General features: G+C 59.4%; 19 protein-coding genes and 2 pseudogenes. 16 read left to right on the top strand and 5 right to left on the bottom strand.

The annotated features are described in order from the left end of the window. Positions 1 to 206 precede the first annotated feature (206 nt). From ACOJSJ_RS00425 to ACOJSJ_RS00415, 3 genes are all read left to right on the top strand, one after another. Positions 207 to 809, top strand: a complete 603-nt coding sequence (locus tag ACOJSJ_RS00425) for a PAS domain-containing protein (RefSeq protein ID WP_420143027.1) — start codon at positions 207 to 209, stop codon at positions 807 to 809. 80 nt (positions 810 to 889) lie between these two features. Continuing rightward, positions 890 to 4,225 carry a CheR family methyltransferase gene (locus ACOJSJ_RS00420; RefSeq protein ID WP_420143026.1) on the top strand — a complete coding sequence of 1,112 codons (3,336 nt, stop codon included), beginning with the start codon at positions 890 to 892 and terminating at the stop codon, positions 4,223 to 4,225. Between the two features lie 5 nt (positions 4,226 to 4,230). After that, on the top strand, positions 4,231 to 4,611 hold the full coding sequence (locus ACOJSJ_RS00415) for a response regulator (RefSeq protein WP_420143007.1): 381 nt from the start codon (positions 4,231 to 4,233) through the stop codon (positions 4,609 to 4,611). Between the two features lie 348 nt (positions 4,612 to 4,959). Here the strand turns inward: ACOJSJ_RS00415 and ACOJSJ_RS00410 are convergent, their stop codons facing one another. The 4 genes from ACOJSJ_RS00410 to ACOJSJ_RS00395 form a co-directional block, all read right to left on the bottom strand. Then, positions 4,960 to 5,271 carry an alpha-ketoglutarate-dependent dioxygenase AlkB gene (locus tag ACOJSJ_RS00410; protein WP_420143006.1) on the bottom strand — a complete coding sequence of 104 codons (312 nt, stop codon included), beginning with the start codon at positions 5,269 to 5,271 and terminating at the stop codon, positions 4,960 to 4,962. 107 nt (positions 5,272 to 5,378) lie between these two features. Beyond that, positions 5,379 to 5,801, bottom strand: coding sequence for a hypothetical protein (locus ACOJSJ_RS00405; protein ID WP_420143005.1), 423 nt, complete (start codon positions 5,799 to 5,801; stop codon positions 5,379 to 5,381). Between the two features lie 14 nt (positions 5,802 to 5,815). Continuing rightward, on the bottom strand, positions 5,816 to 6,328 hold the full coding sequence (locus tag ACOJSJ_RS00400) for a DUF1543 domain-containing protein (protein ID WP_420143004.1): 513 nt from the start codon (positions 6,326 to 6,328) through the stop codon (positions 5,816 to 5,818). Then, positions 6,325 to 7,992, bottom strand: a complete 1,668-nt coding sequence (locus ACOJSJ_RS00395; protein ID WP_420143003.1) for an FAD/NAD(P)-binding protein — start codon at positions 7,990 to 7,992, stop codon at positions 6,325 to 6,327. Before ACOJSJ_RS00395 ends, ACOJSJ_RS00400 begins: the two co-directional genes overlap by 4 nt. A 163-nt stretch (positions 7,993 to 8,155) precedes the next feature. Here ACOJSJ_RS00395 and ACOJSJ_RS00390 point away from each other — a divergent pair, with 163 nt between their 5' ends. The 13 genes and pseudogenes from ACOJSJ_RS00390 to ACOJSJ_RS00330 all read left to right on the top strand — a co-directional run bounded on the left by ACOJSJ_RS00390 (position 8,156) and on the right by ACOJSJ_RS00330 (position 18,764). After that, entirely contained in the window at positions 8,156 to 8,608 is a 453-nt protein-coding gene (locus ACOJSJ_RS00390; protein WP_420143002.1) for a PA2169 family four-helix-bundle protein, read from the top strand. 808 nt (positions 8,609 to 9,416) lie between these two features. Continuing rightward, a pseudogene (locus ACOJSJ_RS00385) lies at positions 9,417 to 10,160 on the top strand (IS5 family transposase). Between the two features lie 48 nt (positions 10,161 to 10,208). Next, complete coding sequence (locus ACOJSJ_RS00380) at positions 10,209 to 10,574, top strand: hypothetical protein (protein ID WP_420143001.1); 366 nt, start codon at positions 10,209 to 10,211, stop codon at positions 10,572 to 10,574. 96 nt (positions 10,575 to 10,670) lie between these two features. Beyond that, a pseudogene (locus tag ACOJSJ_RS00375) lies at positions 10,671 to 10,846 on the top strand (ATP-binding protein); the annotation flags it as partial. Between the two features lie 479 nt (positions 10,847 to 11,325). Next, positions 11,326 to 12,051, top strand: coding sequence for a Crp/Fnr family transcriptional regulator (locus ACOJSJ_RS00370; RefSeq protein WP_420143000.1), 726 nt, complete (start codon positions 11,326 to 11,328; stop codon positions 12,049 to 12,051). Between the two features lie 19 nt (positions 12,052 to 12,070). Continuing rightward, positions 12,071 to 12,268, top strand: a complete 198-nt coding sequence (locus tag ACOJSJ_RS00365; RefSeq protein WP_420142999.1) for a hypothetical protein — start codon at positions 12,071 to 12,073, stop codon at positions 12,266 to 12,268. 241 nt (positions 12,269 to 12,509) lie between these two features. Next, entirely contained in the window at positions 12,510 to 13,616 is a 1,107-nt protein-coding gene (locus ACOJSJ_RS00360; protein WP_420142998.1) for a glycosyltransferase, read from the top strand. Next, the gene (locus ACOJSJ_RS00355; RefSeq protein WP_420142997.1) at positions 13,613 to 14,536 is read left to right on the top strand and encodes a glycosyltransferase; all 924 of its coding nucleotides are present in this window, start codon (positions 13,613 to 13,615) and stop codon (positions 14,534 to 14,536) included. Before ACOJSJ_RS00360 ends, ACOJSJ_RS00355 begins: the two co-directional genes overlap by 4 nt. Then, entirely contained in the window at positions 14,533 to 15,582 is a 1,050-nt protein-coding gene (locus tag ACOJSJ_RS00350; RefSeq protein WP_420142996.1) for a glycosyltransferase, read from the top strand. Before ACOJSJ_RS00355 ends, ACOJSJ_RS00350 begins: the two co-directional genes overlap by 4 nt. After that, complete coding sequence (locus ACOJSJ_RS00345; RefSeq protein ID WP_420142995.1) at positions 15,579 to 16,685, top strand: acyl-CoA dehydrogenase; 1,107 nt, start codon at positions 15,579 to 15,581, stop codon at positions 16,683 to 16,685. The genes ACOJSJ_RS00350 and ACOJSJ_RS00345 overlap by 4 nt, the downstream gene beginning before the upstream one ends. An 11-nt stretch (positions 16,686 to 16,696) precedes the next feature. Continuing rightward, positions 16,697 to 17,347 carry a PIG-L deacetylase family protein gene (locus ACOJSJ_RS00340; RefSeq protein ID WP_420142994.1) on the top strand — a complete coding sequence of 217 codons (651 nt, stop codon included), beginning with the start codon at positions 16,697 to 16,699 and terminating at the stop codon, positions 17,345 to 17,347. Further along, on the top strand, positions 17,344 to 17,925 hold the full coding sequence (locus tag ACOJSJ_RS00335; protein WP_420142993.1) for an SAM-dependent methyltransferase: 582 nt from the start codon (positions 17,344 to 17,346) through the stop codon (positions 17,923 to 17,925). The genes ACOJSJ_RS00340 and ACOJSJ_RS00335 overlap by 4 nt, the downstream gene beginning before the upstream one ends. Then, entirely contained in the window at positions 17,925 to 18,764 is an 840-nt protein-coding gene (locus ACOJSJ_RS00330) for a glycosyltransferase family 2 protein (protein ID WP_420142992.1), read from the top strand. Before ACOJSJ_RS00335 ends, ACOJSJ_RS00330 begins: the two co-directional genes overlap by 1 nt. Before the next feature lie 88 nt (positions 18,765 to 18,852). On the opposite strand, the gene ACOJSJ_RS00325 is transcribed toward ACOJSJ_RS00330, so the two are convergent. After that, positions 18,853 to 19,060 (bottom strand): transposase (locus ACOJSJ_RS00325; RefSeq protein WP_420142991.1); only part of this gene is annotated, 208 nt, incomplete at its 5' end.

Below are 19,060 nucleotides of genomic sequence, written 5' to 3'. Positions count from 1 at the left end.
CACTTTATCTGGTCATCACAGGCTCCTCGAGCAATCCAGGAAATCTCAGTCTGGCATCCAGAGAGATCAAGCAAGCATGATGGGCGTAAAATAGCTGGTTGTCGCCAAGGGTAAAGGAACGGCTGCCCACCGGCCAATCTGGATTAAATCGCTGCACCTTGTCCCGGCGAGGCTCAGCCGGTAGTGCGGACAACCGGGCCTTGAGCATGCTGGAATGTTTCTGGCAATTTGACGCTATCGGAGAGTCCATGCGCCATGACGACCTTCCCGTAGAGCTGCGGGACTATTTCAACAGCTCTCCGGTCGCCCTGTCCCTCGCAGAGGCATCGAGCGATCATCCCCTGGTTCTGACCAACAGTCGTTTTCGCGATCTGACTGGGTACGCGACCAGCGAGATCGTGGGCCGCAACTGCCGATTTCTTCAGGGCGAGAGCCGCAATGACGAGGCGCGCGAGAAAATCCATGCGTTTCTAGCGGAGGATCGCATTGCCAACGTCCGCACGCCCATCGTCAACTTCCGCAAGGATGGCCGTCCGTTCGTCAATCTCCTCTACATGTCGAAGCTGCGGGCCCAATCTGGCGAGATACGCTATATCTTTGCGTCGCAGTTCGACGTCAGCCGTACGCAACCAGACCTCCTGCGAGAATATGATGCCGACCTCAGCCGGACGCTGGACCGAATGAGCCCGGTACTGGCGGAAAGCGGCATCGTGGTCCAGGGATCGCTGATGACCGTCGCGAACTCTGCCGCCACCATAGCACAGGCCAAGCTGACCCTGATCGAACTAGACCGCGGTTCCTTCCTTTGAGCAGCGGGGACATCCTCTCGCCTCGCCTGCCAGTCGTCGGCATCGGTGCCTCGGCCGGTGGGCTGGAGGCACTACGTGAGATGCTGTCGACGGCGCGGGGACCGACCGGCATGGCCTTCGTCATCGTGCAGCATCTTGATCCCACGCATGAGAGCATGATGGCGCAGCTGCTTGATCGCCACACGAGCTTGGAGGTGCTGCAGTCCGAAGGCGGCGAGCGCATCGCGGCGGACAAGGTCTATATTATCCCGCCTGGACATGGCCTTGCTATCTGCGACGGCGTACTGGAACTGACCGAATTCGCACAGCCACGGGGCCTGCGCCGCCCAATAGACGATTTTTTCATCTCACTCGCCACCGACCAGCAGGGGGATGCTGCGTGTGTCATCCTTTCGGGCACCGGCGCTGATGGGACTACGGGCCTGCGCGCGATAAAGGAGAATGGCGGCGTCTGTCTGGTCCAAGAGCCTGAAAGTGCGCGCTATGACGGCATGCCGCTGTCGGCCGTTGGGACCGGACTTGTCGATTATGTGAAACCGCCAGGAGAGATGCTCGACTGCCTGACGGCCTTCTTTAACCATCGAGCTGTCGATGCCGCGGAGCGAGAAGCAGCGCTGGTCGCGGACCATGTCGATGAGATGTGTAGGACGTTGCGCGCAGCCGTGGGCCATGATTTCTCCGGCTACAAGCGCACGACCCTGATACGCAGGGTCGAACGGCGCATGCATGTGCTGGGCATTAGTTCAGGCAACGCCTATCTAGCGCGCATCAAATCCGACGTGGAGGAGTGCGAGGCGCTATTCCGCGACCTCCTCATCAACGTCACTCGCTTTTTCCGTGATGCCGAACTGTTCGAGCGACTGCGCACGCAGGTCGTGGAACCGCTGATGCGGGAGAGCGATGGCGAGGAGATACGCGTTTGGGTGCCCGGCTGCTCCTCCGGCGAGGAAGCGTACAGCATCGCCATTCTGTTTGCGGAGGCGGCGCGCAAGCTTGGCGTGACGCCGGCCACGGTGCAGATCTTCGCGACGGATATCGACGAGAGCATGCTCCAGATCGCGCGGGACGGCGTCTATCCCGCCTCGGCCCTCTCCGACATGCCGATCGCGCTGCGGGAACATTATGTGGTCCCACACGCGGAGCGCTTCACGATCGCGTCGCAGATCCGGGACATGATCCGCTTCTCCAGCCACAGCATCGTCAAGGACCCGCCTTTCTCGCGGATTGACCTGGTGTCGTGCCGCAACCTCCTCATCTATTTCGACGACCGCCTGCAGCAATCGGTAATGCCGCTCCTCCACTACGCGATCCGGCCGGGCGGCTATCTCTTCCTCGGACCGTCGGAAAGCGTCGGCCGTTTCGAGCATCTTTTCCCGACACTTGATCAGCAGGGGCGTCTGTTCAGGCGCGCGCCCGGTCCGCCCAGTTATCCTATAGACCTGCCCGGCAGTGCCTACCCGCGCGGCACCCGCGCGGACGGCCTAACTGAAAGGAGTAGCGGACGTACATTATCGGACGAGGGCGCAGCAGTGCGCCGGATCGTGGACCGCTATGCACCTGCCAGTCTGGTGCTGGACCAGGATGGTGGTATCATCGCGGCCTATGGTCGATTGGGACGCTATTTCGACTTCCCAGTCACCCGCACTGGCGGATCGAGCGCGATCAGCCTAGCCCGGGCGGGTCTGCGAACCGTGCTCGGCCCGCTGCTGCGAGAAGGCCGCGACACCCGCAAACGCGTCGTCGTGCGCGACGTTCAGGTCGAGACGGAATATGGCAACCAGCAGATCGACGTCGTGTGCGATCCGTTGCCCGACGGTACGTTGCTCTTCGTCTTTCGCGATACCGCTCCCTTCCGGCCTGTGCTGGAAGATGATGTGGCGGAGATGGATGCAGGCGACGACCATCTCGACGCGCTGGAGGACGAGCTGCGCATCACGCGGCACCGGCTGCGCTCCACTGTGGAGGAGCTGGAGACGGCGAACGAGGAGCTGAAAAGCTCCAACGAAGAAATGATGTCGATGAACGAGGAGCTTCAGTCCACGAACGAGGAATTGTCCACCGTCAACGACGAGCTCAAATCCAAGGTTGATCAGCTTACTGTAGCCAATTCCGACTTGCGAAATTTCTTCGAATCCACCGAATTGGCGGTGATCGTGTTGGATGCGGACTTGCGCATCCGCAGCTTCACGGAGGCCGCGACGTCACTCTTTCCCCTACAGCCCGGCGACCGAGGACGGCCACTGGAGGACGTGTCGACGCGCCTTTTGGAGGCGGGCTACATGGATGATGCCCGCGCCGTCGCGGCAGGACATGCGGCGATCCAGCGCCGGGTTACGACACGGGATGGGGAGCGCGCCCTGTCGTTGAGGACCCTTCCCTATCGCACGCAGAGCGGCGCCACGGACGGCGCAACCCTGGTGCTGACGGACATTACGGATGCCCTTACGATGGAGCGGGATTTGGCTGCACAGCGTGAGCGGCTTGATATGGCGATCCGGGCAGGCGGCATCGCGGTATGGGAATATAACGTCGACACCCGCGAAGCGGTCGTGGACGCGCATGGTCGGGAGATTCTCGGTATTCCGGCCGATACGGCTTCTACCGACGCCGAAACGCGGCTGAGCCGACTTCACCCTGATGATCGACCGGAATTCGACGCCGCGCTCGCAAAGGTCGTCGCGGATGGCGGCGACTTTGAGGCGAGCTACCGGGTGATCCAGGGCGACCAGACGCGTAGGATAAAGAGCTTCGGCCGGCTAATTGTCGGCGAGGGATCGCCAAGGCTTGTTGGTGTTTCCATCGACGTGACGCCGGAATATGCGCTTGCCGAAACGCGCGAGCTGATGCTTCGCGAGATGAACCACCGTGTGAAGAACCTGTTCGCCATCGTCGCCGGCATGGTCTCAGCAGGTTCGCGTACCCATCAGGACGTTCGCGCGTTCGCGGCGGACATGCGGGAACGGATAGCGGCCTTGGGCAACGCTCATTCTCTCGCCTCGCCAACAGGTCAGGTGCAGGCGATCAATCTGGTCGATCTCCTGAATGCGACCTTGGCCCCCTATCACGATCACGCTGACATAGTGATCGATGGACCGGATGTTCGCATCGCCCGCTCTTCACTCTCCCCTCTCGCACTTATACTGCACGAATGGGCCACGAACGCAGCGAAATATGGAGCTTTGGGTCCGGATGGCGGCGTTCTGCAAATCGGTTGGACGCTTGATAAAACCGGCTTGCAGTTGCGCTGGGTCGAGAGCTGCTTTCATGCGCCGGTTCTTTCTGAAGGGACCGGTTTTGGGACAGTGCTGGTAAAAACTTCCGCAAAGCAACTTAGCGCCGTAGTCAAGCGGGAGATGAAAGACGGAACTTTTGTGATCGAGCTCTGTTTGCCCCCAGAAGCGCTGACGGATGGATGATTTGAATGGCCGGAACGGTACTGCTGGTTGAAGACGAACTGTTCGTCGCTCTCGACATCCAGGATACGATTGAGGATGCAGGTTTCTCCGTCGATGGGCCTTACATCTCCGTTTCGTCTGCATTAACCGCCGTGGGTAGCGCGTTGCCAGATTGTGCCATCTTGGACGTTCAGCTCGCAGACGGTGAGGTTTACCCGGTGGCAGACGCGCTTGTCGCCGCCGGTGTTCCTGTCATATTCCATTCTGGACATGCTGATCCGTTTTTGCTCGTCGAGAGGTTTCCTGGGGCAGTAATTTGCAGCAAGCCATGTTCGCCCTCCCAATTGCGCGACACCTTAACGAAGGTTGCCGGACGCTTGGCAGATGTGGCCTGCGCCGCCAAATGATTTCGGCCACAAGAATTCTGGTCAACCATATGTTAGACTGCGGACGCTGAGCGTTTGTGAGATAAGCAGCCGTAGGAAAAGCAAACCTTCTGCGCCCGGACATTAGAAGTTGTAGACTAAGGGCTCACCTTGGGTCGCCTATGACCGAACTATTATCTCGGGAACCCGCTTTGCAAGTCCCCGCAACGTAAGAGGCTTTGGATCTGGTCGCCAACCGTTGATTAATAAATTGCTTTTGAATTGTTCAGGTCATAGTGTCAGATGCCGCTGCCCCTTCACTGACAGGCTGCGAAAGGTGATCGGCCAGCGGGTTTCCCCCAGCGGCGCGATGCTGTGCTCCCACCTATGTCACGCTGCACCCGTTAGCCCATAGATCGAGCGGCGCGGCAATGGGACGCGATGTCGCTGGAATCCGGCCCCGTTGCGCAAGCGGAAGCGCAGGGACGCAGATGTGCCCAATGAGAGACCGACAACATGCTCGAAGATTGGCCGGTCGCGATGCCAGCCGATGCCGGTGCCAGGATCGTAGCGGATGAGGAGCGCCTGAACGAGCTGGTCGTCGGAAAGGTCCATGAAGGCGGCGCGGAAGCGGATCGGCAGGAGCCAGTCGGGCATTGGAGGCGCGGCGGCGACCTTTGCTGTCTCAAAGTCATAGGACAAGCCAAAGGCGGTGGTCAGCCGCCTGCCGAGCCATCCCTGAAAGCGGAACGGTGTTAGCGAAAGAGTTTCGATAGTCTGGATCAGTTGCCTCTCCTCTTCCCTGCTGATTACATCGCAGCGAAAAGGCCGTCCCGACGGGCCGACAGGCGGCAGCTGGCTGCTTTGAAAGAGGTCACTGCATGCAATACATATAGTGCGATGGCATTGACTTTCGAGAGGCCAGTCGGTGGAAGCAGGTCAGGGATCGGCGCGGCCATGTGGCGATTATAATCAAGCGCACCATCAGTCCACCTAACCGGACCGCGCTCCCCCAGTTCACGCTTCACCCGATCGATCACGGAACGTGCCGCACGTTCCGCTTCCGCATCACCGGTCTTTTTCGCCAGACCCACTGCGTGACGGGCGCACATAAGGTCATCAACAAGTCCTTGGCGACGCTTCCGTGCGAACAAAGGATTGGCAGCGCGCCATAGGCGCCCGCGCACGACGATGTATCGGGCGTCGGACGTCCGGGTGGCAATATCAGACAAGTCTACCCTTCATGTCAGCGCGCCTTCCTGATAGGAACATATTCGCAAGTGAAGACGGGATCAGATGCCGAAGCGGCAGCTGTCAGGTGGATATGGAGCCGCTGCTCGCTCACGACATTATCGAGACGAAATGCCTTCTCCGCCTCGTAAAGATCGTCGCGATGGGGCTCGGTCCAGTGGCGCACCGTTTTCAATGCCTGAGACTTCGCCCTGGCTTCATTCTCCGCGACCACAAAGAGGTTGCGGTGGCGTTCCGCGAACTCGCCCGGCTCGTATCCGCCCAGGTTCACGAAGTAGAGACGCTCCGTTCCCTCGAACGGCTCAGGCCGCAGAGAGACATCATAGCCGTTAGCGTGGACGATCTCCGCCCAGCAGTCGATGTGGAGGCTGCGGGGAATGCCCCACCACTGGCGGCGCAGTTCATCATGGGTCTGTTCGATGGATTCCGCTACCACGAACCGAACGTCGTGGATCTCGATGTTGGCGCCGCGGAATTCTCCGCCGATGTAGATGGCAAAAAGCTTCATGCCGCTGTCCTCCTCGATCCTTCGGGCGCGGCGTCGGTTCCTTCGATCGCAATCGCCAGTTTTGCGCCTACCCTACCACCCATCTCATGGGCGCTGGTGATGCCCTGGATGAAGGGGTGCCGCCCCATGAGGAAGGGAAGGCTGAGGCAGAACAGACGATCCTCCCGTATATCTTCGGAGACGGGGTGAAACTCATCGTCGATGGCGATGCCGCGGACGGGACCGTCGATAGACGCAGGCGCGACGTCGCGGATAACACCTTGGCGGCGAAGCGATGGGAAGGGGAAGTCCGTGGCGGAGAGTGCACGCTGCCCCATAGCCTCGATAAATACAGGAAAGCGCGTTCGCTGACCGTCGCGGATCAGATCAGCACCGGTGTCAGGCGTATGGCTATCGACGCGATAGTCGTTCCCGACAGCGACGACATCAAGTTTCCCCACGCGATGCAGCGCCAGCATCCGCATGATGGATTCATGGGGAACGGTGGCATAGTCGTCAACGAACACGGGACTGAAGAATCGAGAGAAGCGCGCAAAGTCTTCGTCATCGAGATGGGGAACGAGTGTTTCCAGCACCTCGTGCATGCGCAAAATTGCGTACCGCCAGGGCACAGTGAATTTCGCCTTGTAATTGGCCTGAGCCTCGCGCAGGTTCGCCTCGGCCCACTCGAAAGTGCCGGTCGTGATGCGCTCGGCGAAGTAGCAACCGGCGAACCCTTCCAGGTCCAATCCATCGAGCCCGATCTTCTTCGCATATGGTGGGTCGACCGCAGTCAGCTCCTGCCGAAACAGATCAAAGGCGCTGTCGAGAAGGTTGCCGTCCCTTTGCTCCACCAATTGCCCGATCGCCTCACGCGTGCATATAGCCAATGGCTCGTAAGGGATCGGGAAGTAGAAGTCGGCCTCGGGCAGCAGGCCTTTGCGGGAGATCATGGTTATGCGGAAATCGTCCGTCCCCGGCCACGGTCGATAAGTCAGTTCCTCTTCATCGCCTCCGACGAAATCGCCATGGGTAACGGCCAGAGCGACGGCCGCGTCGATCGCGCTGAGCGATGATCCACGGATGCACACCGGAACTGACGGGATCTCCGCAAGCGCCGATGCCGGCCAGGGGCTTAGGAAATAGCCAGGGCGGACCTCCGGCTCGGCGGGCCACTGGTGGCCCGTGGCGAGGACGACATGATCGAAGCTCTGCTCGAAAGGGGCGCCGCGTTTGGGGTGGACGACAAGCCTCATGCCGTGCTCTTCATTCACTGCATCGACGACACGGCATCCCGTGCAAATCGCCACTTCTATGCCCCTCGCCTTGGCGCGACCGATGATCGCCTGCAACTGGTCGAAGAAATATTCCCCGAGGACGAGGCGTGGGTAGAAGGTTCGGTCGTCGATCTCCCGATGTTCGATGCCGAACCGGGCAAGTCGTTCTGACGGTTGGCCTTCAAGCCACTGGACGAGGCTCTGTGCTAGCGGTGGTATTTCCACGCTGGCGATGTTTGATAGCATCGCCGGATCGTTCCATCCGGGACGGTAGGGCGTGCCGCGTCCAGCGCTGGGCTGAGCCTCGAAGACTGTAAGGCTAAATGGGCGCCCTGCACGATCAACCAGCGCATTGAGCGTGTAAATGGTTGTCGGGCCTGCGCCGACGAAGGCTATGGTCGGGATCATTCCTGCACAATTCATCATGCCCCGGTTTGGTCCCAGACGCGCCGTGCAAATCGTTCTGATCCAAGTCAAGGTCAGAGATTGTTCTGCGACTTTTCCGGATGTCCCTCGTTGAGTGCCTGTCGGCAACCCATGGCGACACCCCATCCAAAAGACAGGAGTGATCATGTCCGAGACCAGCCACGATATCTCGACCCTTAACGGCCTCATCTCAACCACGCTCGACAGCGTGAAGGGATATTCGGAAGCCGCCCAAGAGAGCGAGACGGGCCGTTACAACGCGCTGTTCACGTCCCGAGCAAGCGAGCGCCAGCAGGTCGCCACGCGATTGCAGCAGCAGGTTGCGACCCTTGGCGGAAAGCCGGAGGATGACGGCACTATCGCAGCCAGCGCCCATCGCCTCTTCATCAATCTCAAGGCCGCTGTCACGGGCCATGATGATAAGGCGATCATCAATGAGGTCGAGGCTGGCGAGGATCACATCAAGGCGAAGTTCGAAGATGCGCTGCAGGATCGCGAGCTGTCCCCGGCTGTGCGCGCAATGATTGAATCCGCATATGTCTCCATCAAGGAGGGGCATGACGAGATGCGCGATCTGAAGCATTCGCTGCGCGACTAAATCCGCTGGCGGGGGAGACCCCGCCAGCCCTGATAGGACTGAGTGAGCGAGGGCTCTGGCTTCACCGCTACAATTGATAGCAAGGAATTTCATATCTCCCGCAAGGTGCGCACAATCAAGCCTAACCTTGCGAACCCCTCCCCTCTCCTCCTACCGCTGAACCATTAACACAAGGGCACCGGCTAGTGGCCGAGGCATGAGACAGGCGGCGGTTTGCATCGCATGGATGTCCAATCGCATCGGCAGCTATAACCTCAGGGGAAAACGGAAACGGGCATGAACACAAATGCTGTCGCTTGAAGCGAACAATCATTGATGCTTTTCGCGCCAACGCGGCGGAATTCCAAACCCACTTGAGTCTGTGGCCCAAGGCGGGCGTAATAGGCAGCATCCGGTTGCCTGAGGGCAGAAACCGACATGCTAGAGGTCGGGGCATAAGCATGGGATGTAATTATAGAGCTTGCGCCGGTGCCAAAGCTGAACGTGGCGACAGCCGCTATCGTGCGATTAGTCGCCCGGCAATCAACCGCTGCGCAAATCGCCGAAGCCAAGTTGACGCTTAAAACCGTTGACCTTCCCTTTCAATGTGTGATGGCTGTTGAGCCATCCCAAAGGAATTGCATGGCGAGCGATCCTCTGCGACGGCATGAGGATCGCCCTTAATCAGTCAACCCAACCGCCGATCGAAACGGTCTGGCAAATCCATCGCGCAAGCCGGTTTCGCCACTAGATCGCCAAATGACTTTTAAGGTCAGGCAACCAAGAATGGCCTAGAGGCTATTATGTCCGAATGGCTTCAAAGGCTTGTATGGAGATTGTCCGCAAGCCTTATCCGTCTGATGTATCCGATGAAGAATGGTCGCTGATCGCGCCATATCTGACGCTCAAGCGCGAGGATGCGGGGCAGCGTGAGCCTAGCTTGCGCGAGGTGTTCAATGGCCTTCGCCATATCGCGAAGACGGGGGGGCCATGGCGCTGGATGCCGAATGACCTGCCGCCCTGGGCTGCGGTGTACCAGCAGACGCAACGCTGGCTGCAGGGCGCACCGTCGAACCCAGCGCCGTCATTATCGACAGCTGGACACTGCGTTTCACGCCCGAGAGCGTTGAACGTGCGGGCTATGACAACAAGCGCAAAAAGGGATCCAAACTGCACATTGCGGTCGATACGCTGGACCTGCTCGCGCTGCATGTGACGCCGGCCAGTGCCGAGGATGGCGGTGAGGTCGAGCGGCTCGCGCGGACCATGCACGCTGTGACCGGTGACAATGTCGACATCGCCTATGTCGATCAGGGCTATACCGGCGCGCGAGCCGCTAATGCCCCAGCTGCCCATGGCACCACGCTGGAAGTCATCAAGCTCCCGGAGGCAAAGCGGGGCTTCGTCCTCCTGCCGCACCGCTGGGTCGTCGAGCGATCATTCGCATGCAACGCGATTGCGCCGTCTCGTCAAAGACTATGAACGATATGCCGAAACACTCGCGGGGCTCCATGTCGTCGCCTTCGCCTGCATCATAATGAAGCAAGCTGTCGCCATCGCCGCTGGATCATAACAGCCTCTAGACCGAGGAACGAGCATTGATCTTAAAGGTTGGTGCAACATGAAAACGACGACGATGCTCATGACCACCGCAGTATTCACCTGCACGATTGCCGCTTGCCATGGCCCAAAGGAAAAGGCGGGCGCCGCAAGGGACGAAGCCGCGGCCAATGCTTCTGGCGTCCCCTATGAAGGGGATGGTCCTGCCGAGCGTGCTGGTCGCGCGGCAGATCGTGTAGATCGGGCCGCCGCGAAGGCCCGCGAATCCCGCGCTGATGCACTGGAAGATCAGGGACGCGCCATCGAAGCGCAGGCGGATGCGGAAGCTGACACGCTGGAACAGCAGGCAAAATCCATTCGCGAGGCAGCCAAAGTGAAGGCCAGAGAGCTGAATCGAAAGGCAGAAAACCTAGAATCGCCCTCCTGATCAGCCTATTTTCGCTAGGCGATCGCGCATTCAATGTTTCGATTTGCCGGGCTACTGAAGCCAGACGGACCGTCATTTGTCGCTTCATTGTCTAAGATCAGCAAACTTTACGAGCAAACCAGCGTCATCATCACGACCACTTGGCGTTCGGGGAATGGCCGACCGTCTTCGGCGATCCCAATATGACCACCGCTCTTCTCGATCGTGTCACCCATCATTGCGACATCATCGAGACCGGCAATGACAACTGGCGCTTCAAGAACCGAAACTGATCCCCGCCGCAGGCCGGGATTAAGATGCCTTGCGCTGCGCGCGCCTCTGGTTGGGCTCCGCCCTCCTTACGCCGCACACAGCGCAAGGCGCGTTCCTCGACCGTCGCACCATCCTTAAAGGGGGGGCCGTTTGCACGCCGATTGACACCGATGCACTTCGCACCCAGATCCGATCTCAGGATCGAACCCCTCCAGCTGGTGTTCCAAGTCCGCTGCGGTGCTTGCCGATTTGCGCTTATTAGCAGCCGGCGCTTTCACGCCGCGAGGGGGCTTTTGCCGTCGCATGGGTTCCTGATTACCAATCTAAGGCGGCATGAGTTCCATGCCCCGCTACACCGAACCAACCCCTGCGAACGAAGTTTCAAAGCAGAGGCCTGCGTTAACATTCGTCATAGCGATTGTTTAAAAGAACAGGATCGTACTCGGCTTTCCGCAGTTTAGCTGACAGTCCCATCCTTCGGAAGAGCCGTTCCCCGAGCATGTTTTTAGAGCGCTTTCTTGTAAATCGCCGCGGCGTTGAACTCACCTTGGCGGAGAGATCGTTGCTGGAAGGCGCGATAAGTGAGATCCGGTCCATTTCTTCTCGTCAGACGATTATCGAAGCTGGGGAAAATGTGTCAGTCAGTACCTTTCTGCTGGAAGGGATTATCTCACGGTATATTGACGATAAGAAAGGGCTGCGCCAACTCGTAGCCATACATGTGCCAGGCGAGTTTGTAGATCTTCATGCTTATCCGATGCGCGAACTGGACCATTCAATCGGAACACTTACGGCCGCTACGATAGCCATCGTTCCACATGGTGCGCTCCAGGGCATATTGGATCCCCGACCCGAACTTGCACGGAAGCTTTGGTTTTCGACTTTAATCGACGCAGCTTTGCATCGGGCCTGGCTTTTCCGCGTTGGTCGTCTCGACGCTGTTGGCAGGATCGCGCATTTCCTGTGCGAAACCAACACCCGTCTGGAAGCAGTCAAGCTGTCCGATGGCCACCGTTTTGCGCTTGGTCTGACCCAAAGCGATATAGCCGAAATCTGCGGTCTGACGACCGTTCACACCAATAGAGCGTTCCGTCAGCTTCGCGAAGCAGGCCTCTGCAACATGCACGCTTCATTGGTCGAGATTAGCGACCGCGAAGCGCTGGCGCGTCGCGGGGATTTTGATCCTCATTATTTGTATTTGGGCCAGAGCCCATCAACCCAATAACCTCGAACGGAGATCGCCCATGCATGACAACCCAGCTGTCGAACCATTTGCCGATGCGGGCGTCGCTACAGTTGAAGACGGCTATATCGTCTTGGACGGACCCGATGGTATAGCGATTACATTGACTGCAGAAGCCGCTGTAGCGACAGGACGTAGCCTTCTCGAAGCAGGCGAAAGTGCTTTGAAACGGGGGCGCGATCAAAGCGGCGAGATATAGTTGAAGCTCTTCTTCTGAAATGCAAATCTAGTAGGATAGCAGGCCTGTCATTACCCGCCCGGCAAGGTGCACTGAAGTTCCATAATAATCTGGCGTAATGGCTACTGAAGAAGCTATGCTATATGATTTTTATCAATCAGATTCATTCGTTCCGACCCAGTCGGCATGGGACAGTTTGGCCGCTAGCAACGTTGAGCAATAGACTGATGGCACTCCTTGCACATCGTGTCAGGGAGACAAAATGCGCATAGCAATCATCGCTCACCTGAAATATCCCATATCCGAGCCGTTTGCGGGCGGGCTCGAAATGCACACCCACATGCTGGCGCGATCCCTTCGCAAACGTGGGCATGATGTCACGCTTTTTGCATCTACCCGCTCCGACCCAGCGCTTGGCGTCGAGCCGATCTGCGATGAAACATCACTCCTCGAAACAGGTACTGCGGAGGCAAATGACGTTGCTTTCTTCCGCGAACACCATGCCTATCTGCGGCTGATGACTGAGCTGCGCTCGCGCTCGTTCGACGTCATCCATAATAATTCTTTGCATTATCTCCCGGTCAGTATGGCCGAGACGTTGACCACGCCTGTCGTGACCACGCTTCATACGCCACCTTTTTGCTGGCTGGAAAGTGGTGTGAGGCTTAATCGCGGTCCCATGACCTATGTGGCCGTTTCCGAAGCCACGGCTGCGATGTGGAGCCATATCGCGCATACCGATCAGGTCATCCCCAACGGCATCGACCTCACGCATTTTCCGTATCAGCCTGTTGCCAGCATAGAACCTTATCTGGTCTGGTATGGCCGGATCGTGCCTGAAAAGGGGCTGGATTTCGCTATCGATGCGGCCCGATTGGCCGGACTGCCTCTGCAGATCGCAGGGCCGATCTCCAACCAGAGCTATTTCAATGAAGCTATCGCGCCTCGCCTCGGGGGCGATGTACGGCATGTCGGGCATCTTTCCCACCGTGAGCTTTCCCGGCTAGTTGGGGGCGCGATCGCTGCCCTTTGTACGCCGCGCTGGGAAGAGCCCTATGGTTTGGTGGTGGCTGAAGCGCTAGCCTGCGGTACGCCGGTTGCCGCTTTCCGGCGTGGCGGTGTCCCTGCCCTCCTAAACCCTGATTGTGGTGTTATTGCTGAACCGGATGATGTTGCTTCTCTCGCATCGGCAGCGCTTGCAGCATCGGTGCTGGACCGCGGCGCGTGCAGGACACATGCCGAGCGCTACTGCGATGCGCAGCGCATGGTCGATGAATATGAGGCACTGTATCGACAGCTTGCAATATTGCCGGTGGCAATCGCCAACGAACCGGACGTCGCCCTCCCGCGTGTTGCTAATGTCGCATGACACCCAAGGCCTGTGTTTGCGTACCAGCGCGCAACGAGGCCGAGCATATCGGTCGCCTGATCGAAGCTCTGGCTCAGCAGACAACCCCAACACCGTTTGCAGTCGCAATCTGCGTTAATAACAGCAGTGACGCAACGCGCGTTGCCGCCGTCGATGCCACTGTGCGCTTCCGCGCTTCCTTCATGCTCGAAATCATCCAGCGAGTTTTTAAACCCGACCTTGCACATGTGGGATCGGCTCGCCGTGCCGCGATGGATCTTGGCGCTGAAATAGTCGGCCCTGACGGTTTGTTGATTTCAACAGACGCGGATTGCCGGCCTCCGGCAGATTGGATCGATGCCAACCTCGCGCATTTCACACCGGATCGGATCGTCGGTGGGCGGATCGAACTGGACGAGCTGGAGGCTGCAAAAGCACCGGCAATCTTCGCACTTCGCGGCCGCTTCGATGCCTATTGGCAGGCCGTGCGCGCGATTGAGGATGCGATCGATCCGGTCGAATGGGATATGCCGCCCCGGCACGGCGATCATACGGGCGCAAGCCTCGCATTATCATCGGATCTATACCTTCGTGCAGGCGGTGTTCCGCTCCTTCCCACCGGCGAAGATCGTGCTCTGGTGGACGCGGCTATCGAGGTAGGTGGAAAGCTCATTCACCCCAATGCAGTATGGACCCGCGCATCATCCCGAACCGTGGGCCGCGCCGATGGCGGCATGGCGGCCGACATACAGCGATGGATCGACTGCGCAGCGAGTGGGGAAATACCTTCCGTCCCTGCTCTCTTGCATTGGGAGGAGCGCGCACGATGGCGGCTTCAGGCCAAGCATAACATGAGCGCAGAGGCCTATGTGAAGGCCGAACGCGCCTTGCCGCCCATGCCTTGCGACATGCCGCTTCCAGAGCCGGTAGTGCCCCTGTGAGCCGCCCGACCGGCTATTATGTCCACCATCACGGCGACGGACATCGTCAGCGTGCGATCGCGATCGGTCAGTCGCTGGGCGGCACCACCCTGTTAGGGACCGGGTTGACGGGCAAGACCGGAAATCTTCCATTCCTCGATCTGCCCGATGACCGAATTGATGATGGATTTGCCGGGATTGACCATGCCGATCGGCCATCATCGCTCCATTATGCACCGTTCGATCAGGAAGGCATCCGGCAGCGCAGCGCTATGATGGCGATGTGGATAGCACAGTCGCGGCCACGTCTGATGGTGGTCGATGTATCGGTCGAAGTGGCCATGTTGGCCCGCCTTGCATCGGTGCCCACAGTCTATGTCCGCTTGAGTGGCACTCGGCTCGATGCAGCGCATCTCGATGCCTTTCGCGGCGCAACTGCCCTTCTTGCTCCTTTCCACGAAGCGCTGGACGATGACGACATCCCGGCATGGGTCCGAAAAAAGACCTTTTACGCTCCGGGCATCATTCCGCCAGCATCCATAAGCCAGAATGCTCGCGACGGGGCCGTACTGATCGTCCTGGGGCGGGGAGGTGGCATATCCGACGGTGAAAGGTGGGCGGAAATTGCCCGCGCTACTCCTGAACGGCAGTTTCGCATCATCGGCTCTTGTACCGTGCCCACCTTGCTGCCGGATAATCTTGAACTGGGAGGATGGGTTGACGATGCTGATGCTCAGATCGCGGCTGCAGCGGTGGTCATCGGTGCGGCCGGAGATGGCGTTGTTAGCGCCGTACTGGCGGCGCGCCGTCCGTTCATCTGTCTGCCCGAGCCACGACCGTTCGACGAGCAGGTGTCAAAGGCGAGACGGCTTGACGCAGTTGGCGGCGCTATCGTGCGCTTTGATTGGCCCCCAGCAAGTGATTGGGCGGGTCTGATTGATCTGGCGATCGATCAGGTCAAGCACTGGCCTGCTTGCTTAAAGAACGCAGGCGGGGCGGAAGCCGCCGCCCGCTGGTTGAACGATCTCATCGCCGCACCACGGGCAGACAGGAGCCGTACCGCATGAAGCGCGATACTGAGGAACAGCCTGCCGGCATGATCGATGTAATCGACAGACTCGCCATGCTTGGGACGCGCTATGATGCCGCACCCAATTTTCCGGCCGAAAGCATGTCGGCCCTGATCGAAAGTGGACATCATCGCTGGTTTGCGCCGCAGGCGTCTGGAGGCGAAGCCTTCCAGAATGATAGCGATCGCTGCCGCGCAATGGCGCAGGCACTGCGCCAAGTTGGTCGCGGCGATCTTAGCATTGGTCGGCTGTATGAGGGCCATGTCAACGCAATGTCGCTGTTCGACTGGTACGGCTCGCCCGATCAGCATCGCTGGCTGGCAAATGCCCTCGATTGTGGAGCGTGGTTCGGCGTCTGGGCGACCGAACCCTCTCCCGGCGTCCGATTGACACCAGAATCTACCCCTTTACTTATCGGAGAAAAGATCTTTGCCAGCGGCGCAGGGGGGCTCGATTTCGCGCTCGTAACTGCCGCCAGCGACGGCGAGGCGCGGCGGCTCGCGATCGTCCCTGCAAATGAGAAATCGCGTACCGATCTTTCCGGATGGCGAGTGCGCGGTATGCGCGCAAGCGTGAGTGGGCGCTATTCCCTGGAAGGCATGGCAGTCGAACCACTCATGCTGCTGGGCGCGCCGGGTGACTATGACCGCGATCCCCGTTTCACGGCCGGCGCCTGGCGCTTCTGTGCAGCTCAGCTTGGTGGAATCGAGGCGCTTGTCTCAGAAATCCGCCGTTCCATGCGCGACGCCGCGCGCGAGGATCCGATGCAGCGCGGCCGGTTTGCGGATGCAGTGGTCGCGGTACGAACCGCTGGCTTCTGGGTAGCCGAGGCCGCGCGGCGTTTCGCATCGGGCCATGATGACGCGGTAGCTATCGCCCGGCTGACGCGCGGTATCGTCGAAAATGCCGGGTTCATCGTAATGGAAGCCGCAGCCCGGATTTTGGGGACGCAAAGCACCTTTGACGGACAGCGTGCCGACAAGATCATCCGCGACCTGTCCCTCTATCTGCGGCAGGCCGGCCCGGATCATGCCCGCGATGAAGCCGCCAAGGCGCTGCTCGACCATGACATCTGGAATGATGGCGACCGCCTGTGGTGAACGCTGAACCCATGACGCGCAGCCGCTGGTCGCAGGCGCGCTGGCTTGTACTGGCACCCCATCCTGACGACGAGACGCTGGGCGCCGGCGCGCTGATTGCACATAGCGCTGTCAGCGATCGATTGGGCGGTATCGTCTTCCTGACCGATGGAACGGGATCACATTCTGAAGGTACGCCACGCATTGCGATGACCCGGCGCAGGGAAGCCAGTCACGCCCTTGGGAGGATCAAAGCCGCCGCGATCCCGAAGATATGGATGGGGTGGCGCGATGCTCACCCCTACCCTACCGATAGCAAAGCCTTTGCACGTGACGCTGATCGCCTTGCTGCTTTCATTCGCTGGCGCCGGATCGATGCGATCGCTGTATCCGATCATAGCGAGGCGCATTGCGATCATGTCGCGGCCTATCGGCTTGCCGAGGCCGCTTCGTGCAGGGCAAAGCGCCCAGTGTCGCTGTTCGCCTATCATGTTTGGAGTGAGCCGCCCCGGCTTGCGCGGCGGATCGCCACGCCTGCCATGCCTGTCGGGCGGCGCCGGTACGCTCTTCTGGCCCATCGTAGCCAGATGTCGCCGGTTCTGGGCAAGGGTTTCCGGCTTCCGCGCGAAAAGCTGCGCATGCCGGCACGGGACATACTGACATTGAGGAAGGACCGCCGATGACCGGCACGAGCCTGACAGCCAAATATTTCGACGACATATTTGGCTCAGACGACGATCCATGGAATCTGGCGTCGAGCGATTACGAGGCGGCCAAATTCGCGTACACCCATGATGTGCTGGCAGATCGCCGCTATGCCCATGCCCTAGAGATTGGGTGCGCGCACGGGGTGCTGACTAGCCACTTGGCGCCCATGTGCGATAGCCTGCTGGCGATCGACATCAGTACCAAGGCGCTTACGAAAGCGCGAGAGCGGGTAGGCGATTGTCCCGGCGTGACGCTCGCCCAGATGGCGTTTCCGCAGGAGACGCCGGCTGCTGATGCCTTTGACCTCGTAGTTTTGTCGGAAGTCGCCTATTATTGGGGCCTTGTGGACCTGGATCGTGCAGCCTTATGGCTACGCGATCATGTCGCTGCTGGGGGCCGCGTGATCCTCGTCCATTATACCGGCGAGACTGATTATCCGCACAGCGGAGATGACGCGGTCGACGCCCTATGGACTGAGCTAGGCTCGGATTTCGAGGTGGAACTGGCCGAGCGAAAGGCCAAATACCGGCTCGACCTCTGGAAACGTCGCTGATGGGCGTTTCCGTTCTCACGATCGTCCGCAACCGAAGCGCGCATCTGGCAGAGCTGGTAGAGGGTTTGCGGCGCAGTGACCATCAACCTGAAGAACTGATCATCGTCGATATGAGCAATGATCCGGTTGCGCTCCCATCCGCACAGTTTCAAGTCCATATCGATCGGTTCGAGACCGACGGTCTGCCACTGGCAGCAGCCCGTAATCGCGCTGCCTCGCTTGCCAGCCATGACAAACTCGTGTTTCTGGATGTCGATTGCATCCCCATGCGACATTGCATCGGTCTTTTGGCCGATACGCTCAGCGAACATGATGCCCTTCTCTGCGCAGACATTCGTTATCTTGGCCCAGATGATGCGCGTGGTTCCTGGAACGAGACAGACTTGTTGGGGCGTGGCCGGGCGCATCCGGTCCGCTCATTTCCGCAAACGGGCGTGCGAGAAGAAGCCAATGCCGGGCTATTTTGGTCGCTGGCCTTCGCCCTGCGCCGATCGACCTTTGAGATGCTGGGCGGTTTCGACGAAGGGTTTACCGGCTATGGCGCCGAGGACACGGATTTCGGCTTTAGGGCCGCTCAGAGCGGCCTGAAGCTATTATTTGTAGGAGAAGCTATCGCCTGTCATCAATATCACGATAACTACGACCCACCGGTCCAGCATGTAGCCGATATCGTCCGTAATGCGCGCGAGTTTCGTGCGCGTTGGGACAGTTGGCCGATGGAAGGGTGGCTTCAGGCCTTTGCCCGTATCGGTTTAGTGAGCTGGACCGCCGACAGACTGGAGTTGCTGCGTTTGCCGACAGATGCCGAGATGGCTGCGTCACGCATCGAACCGCTTTAATGCGGTACGAAAGACGAGCCGGCGTTCGACATTGATATGCTGACCCAGGAGCCAGTCTATGATCAAAAGCTAGGGTCAGGACCAATGATTAGAGCCAGAAGATGACGGTGGCGGCGAGGGCGATGGCCGAGAAGAAAGCATTGGGGCACCGGTCGTAGCGTGTCGCGACCCGTCGCCAGTCCTTGAGACGGCCGAACATGATCTCGATGCGGTTGCGCCGTTTGTAGCGGCGCTTGTCGTGTTTGACAGCCTTGTTGCGGGATTTGCGACCCGGGATGCAGGGGGTGATGCCCTTT

The organism is Sphingobium sp., from assembly GCF_048594625.1.
Lineage (GTDB): Bacteria > Pseudomonadota > Alphaproteobacteria > Sphingomonadales > Sphingomonadaceae > Sphingobium.
Note: the sequence above shows the minus strand (reverse complement) of the source record. Positions and strands in the feature narration are given on the sequence as shown.

What these genes read in the sequence shown, in the direction of transcription:
- ACOJSJ_RS00340 (WP_420142994.1), top strand. Translation starts at nt 16,697, where the DNA reads ATGACGCGCAGCCGCTGGTCGCAGGCGCGCTGGCTTGTACTGGCACCC.
- ACOJSJ_RS00415 (WP_420143007.1), top strand. Translation starts at nt 4,231, where the DNA reads ATGGCCGGAACGGTACTGCTGGTTGAAGACGAACTGTTCGTCGCTCTC.
- ACOJSJ_RS00365 (WP_420142999.1), top strand. Translation starts at nt 12,071, where the DNA reads ATGCATGACAACCCAGCTGTCGAACCATTTGCCGATGCGGGCGTCGCT.
- ACOJSJ_RS00355 (WP_420142997.1), top strand. Translation starts at nt 13,613, where the DNA reads ATGACACCCAAGGCCTGTGTTTGCGTACCAGCGCGCAACGAGGCCGAG.
- ACOJSJ_RS00335 (WP_420142993.1), top strand. Translation starts at nt 17,344, where the DNA reads ATGACCGGCACGAGCCTGACAGCCAAATATTTCGACGACATATTTGGC.
- ACOJSJ_RS00425 (WP_420143027.1), top strand. Translation starts at nt 207, where the DNA reads ATGCTGGAATGTTTCTGGCAATTTGACGCTATCGGAGAGTCCATGCGC.
- ACOJSJ_RS00330 (WP_420142992.1), top strand. Translation starts at nt 17,925, where the DNA reads ATGGGCGTTTCCGTTCTCACGATCGTCCGCAACCGAAGCGCGCATCTG.
- ACOJSJ_RS00420 (WP_420143026.1), top strand. Translation starts at nt 890, where the DNA reads ATGCTGTCGACGGCGCGGGGACCGACCGGCATGGCCTTCGTCATCGTG.
- ACOJSJ_RS00390 (WP_420143002.1), top strand. Translation starts at nt 8,156, where the DNA reads ATGTCCGAGACCAGCCACGATATCTCGACCCTTAACGGCCTCATCTCA.
- ACOJSJ_RS00345 (WP_420142995.1), top strand. Translation starts at nt 15,579, where the DNA reads ATGAAGCGCGATACTGAGGAACAGCCTGCCGGCATGATCGATGTAATC.
- ACOJSJ_RS00370 (WP_420143000.1), top strand. Translation starts at nt 11,326, where the DNA reads ATGTTTTTAGAGCGCTTTCTTGTAAATCGCCGCGGCGTTGAACTCACC.
- ACOJSJ_RS00380 (WP_420143001.1), top strand. Translation starts at nt 10,209, where the DNA reads ATGAAAACGACGACGATGCTCATGACCACCGCAGTATTCACCTGCACG.
- ACOJSJ_RS00360 (WP_420142998.1), top strand. Translation starts at nt 12,510, where the DNA reads ATGCGCATAGCAATCATCGCTCACCTGAAATATCCCATATCCGAGCCG.
- ACOJSJ_RS00400 (WP_420143004.1), bottom strand. Translation starts at nt 6,328, where the DNA reads ATGAAGCTTTTTGCCATCTACATCGGCGGAGAATTCCGCGGCGCCAAC.
- ACOJSJ_RS00395 (WP_420143003.1), bottom strand. Translation starts at nt 7,992, where the DNA reads ATGATCCCGACCATAGCCTTCGTCGGCGCAGGCCCGACAACCATTTAC.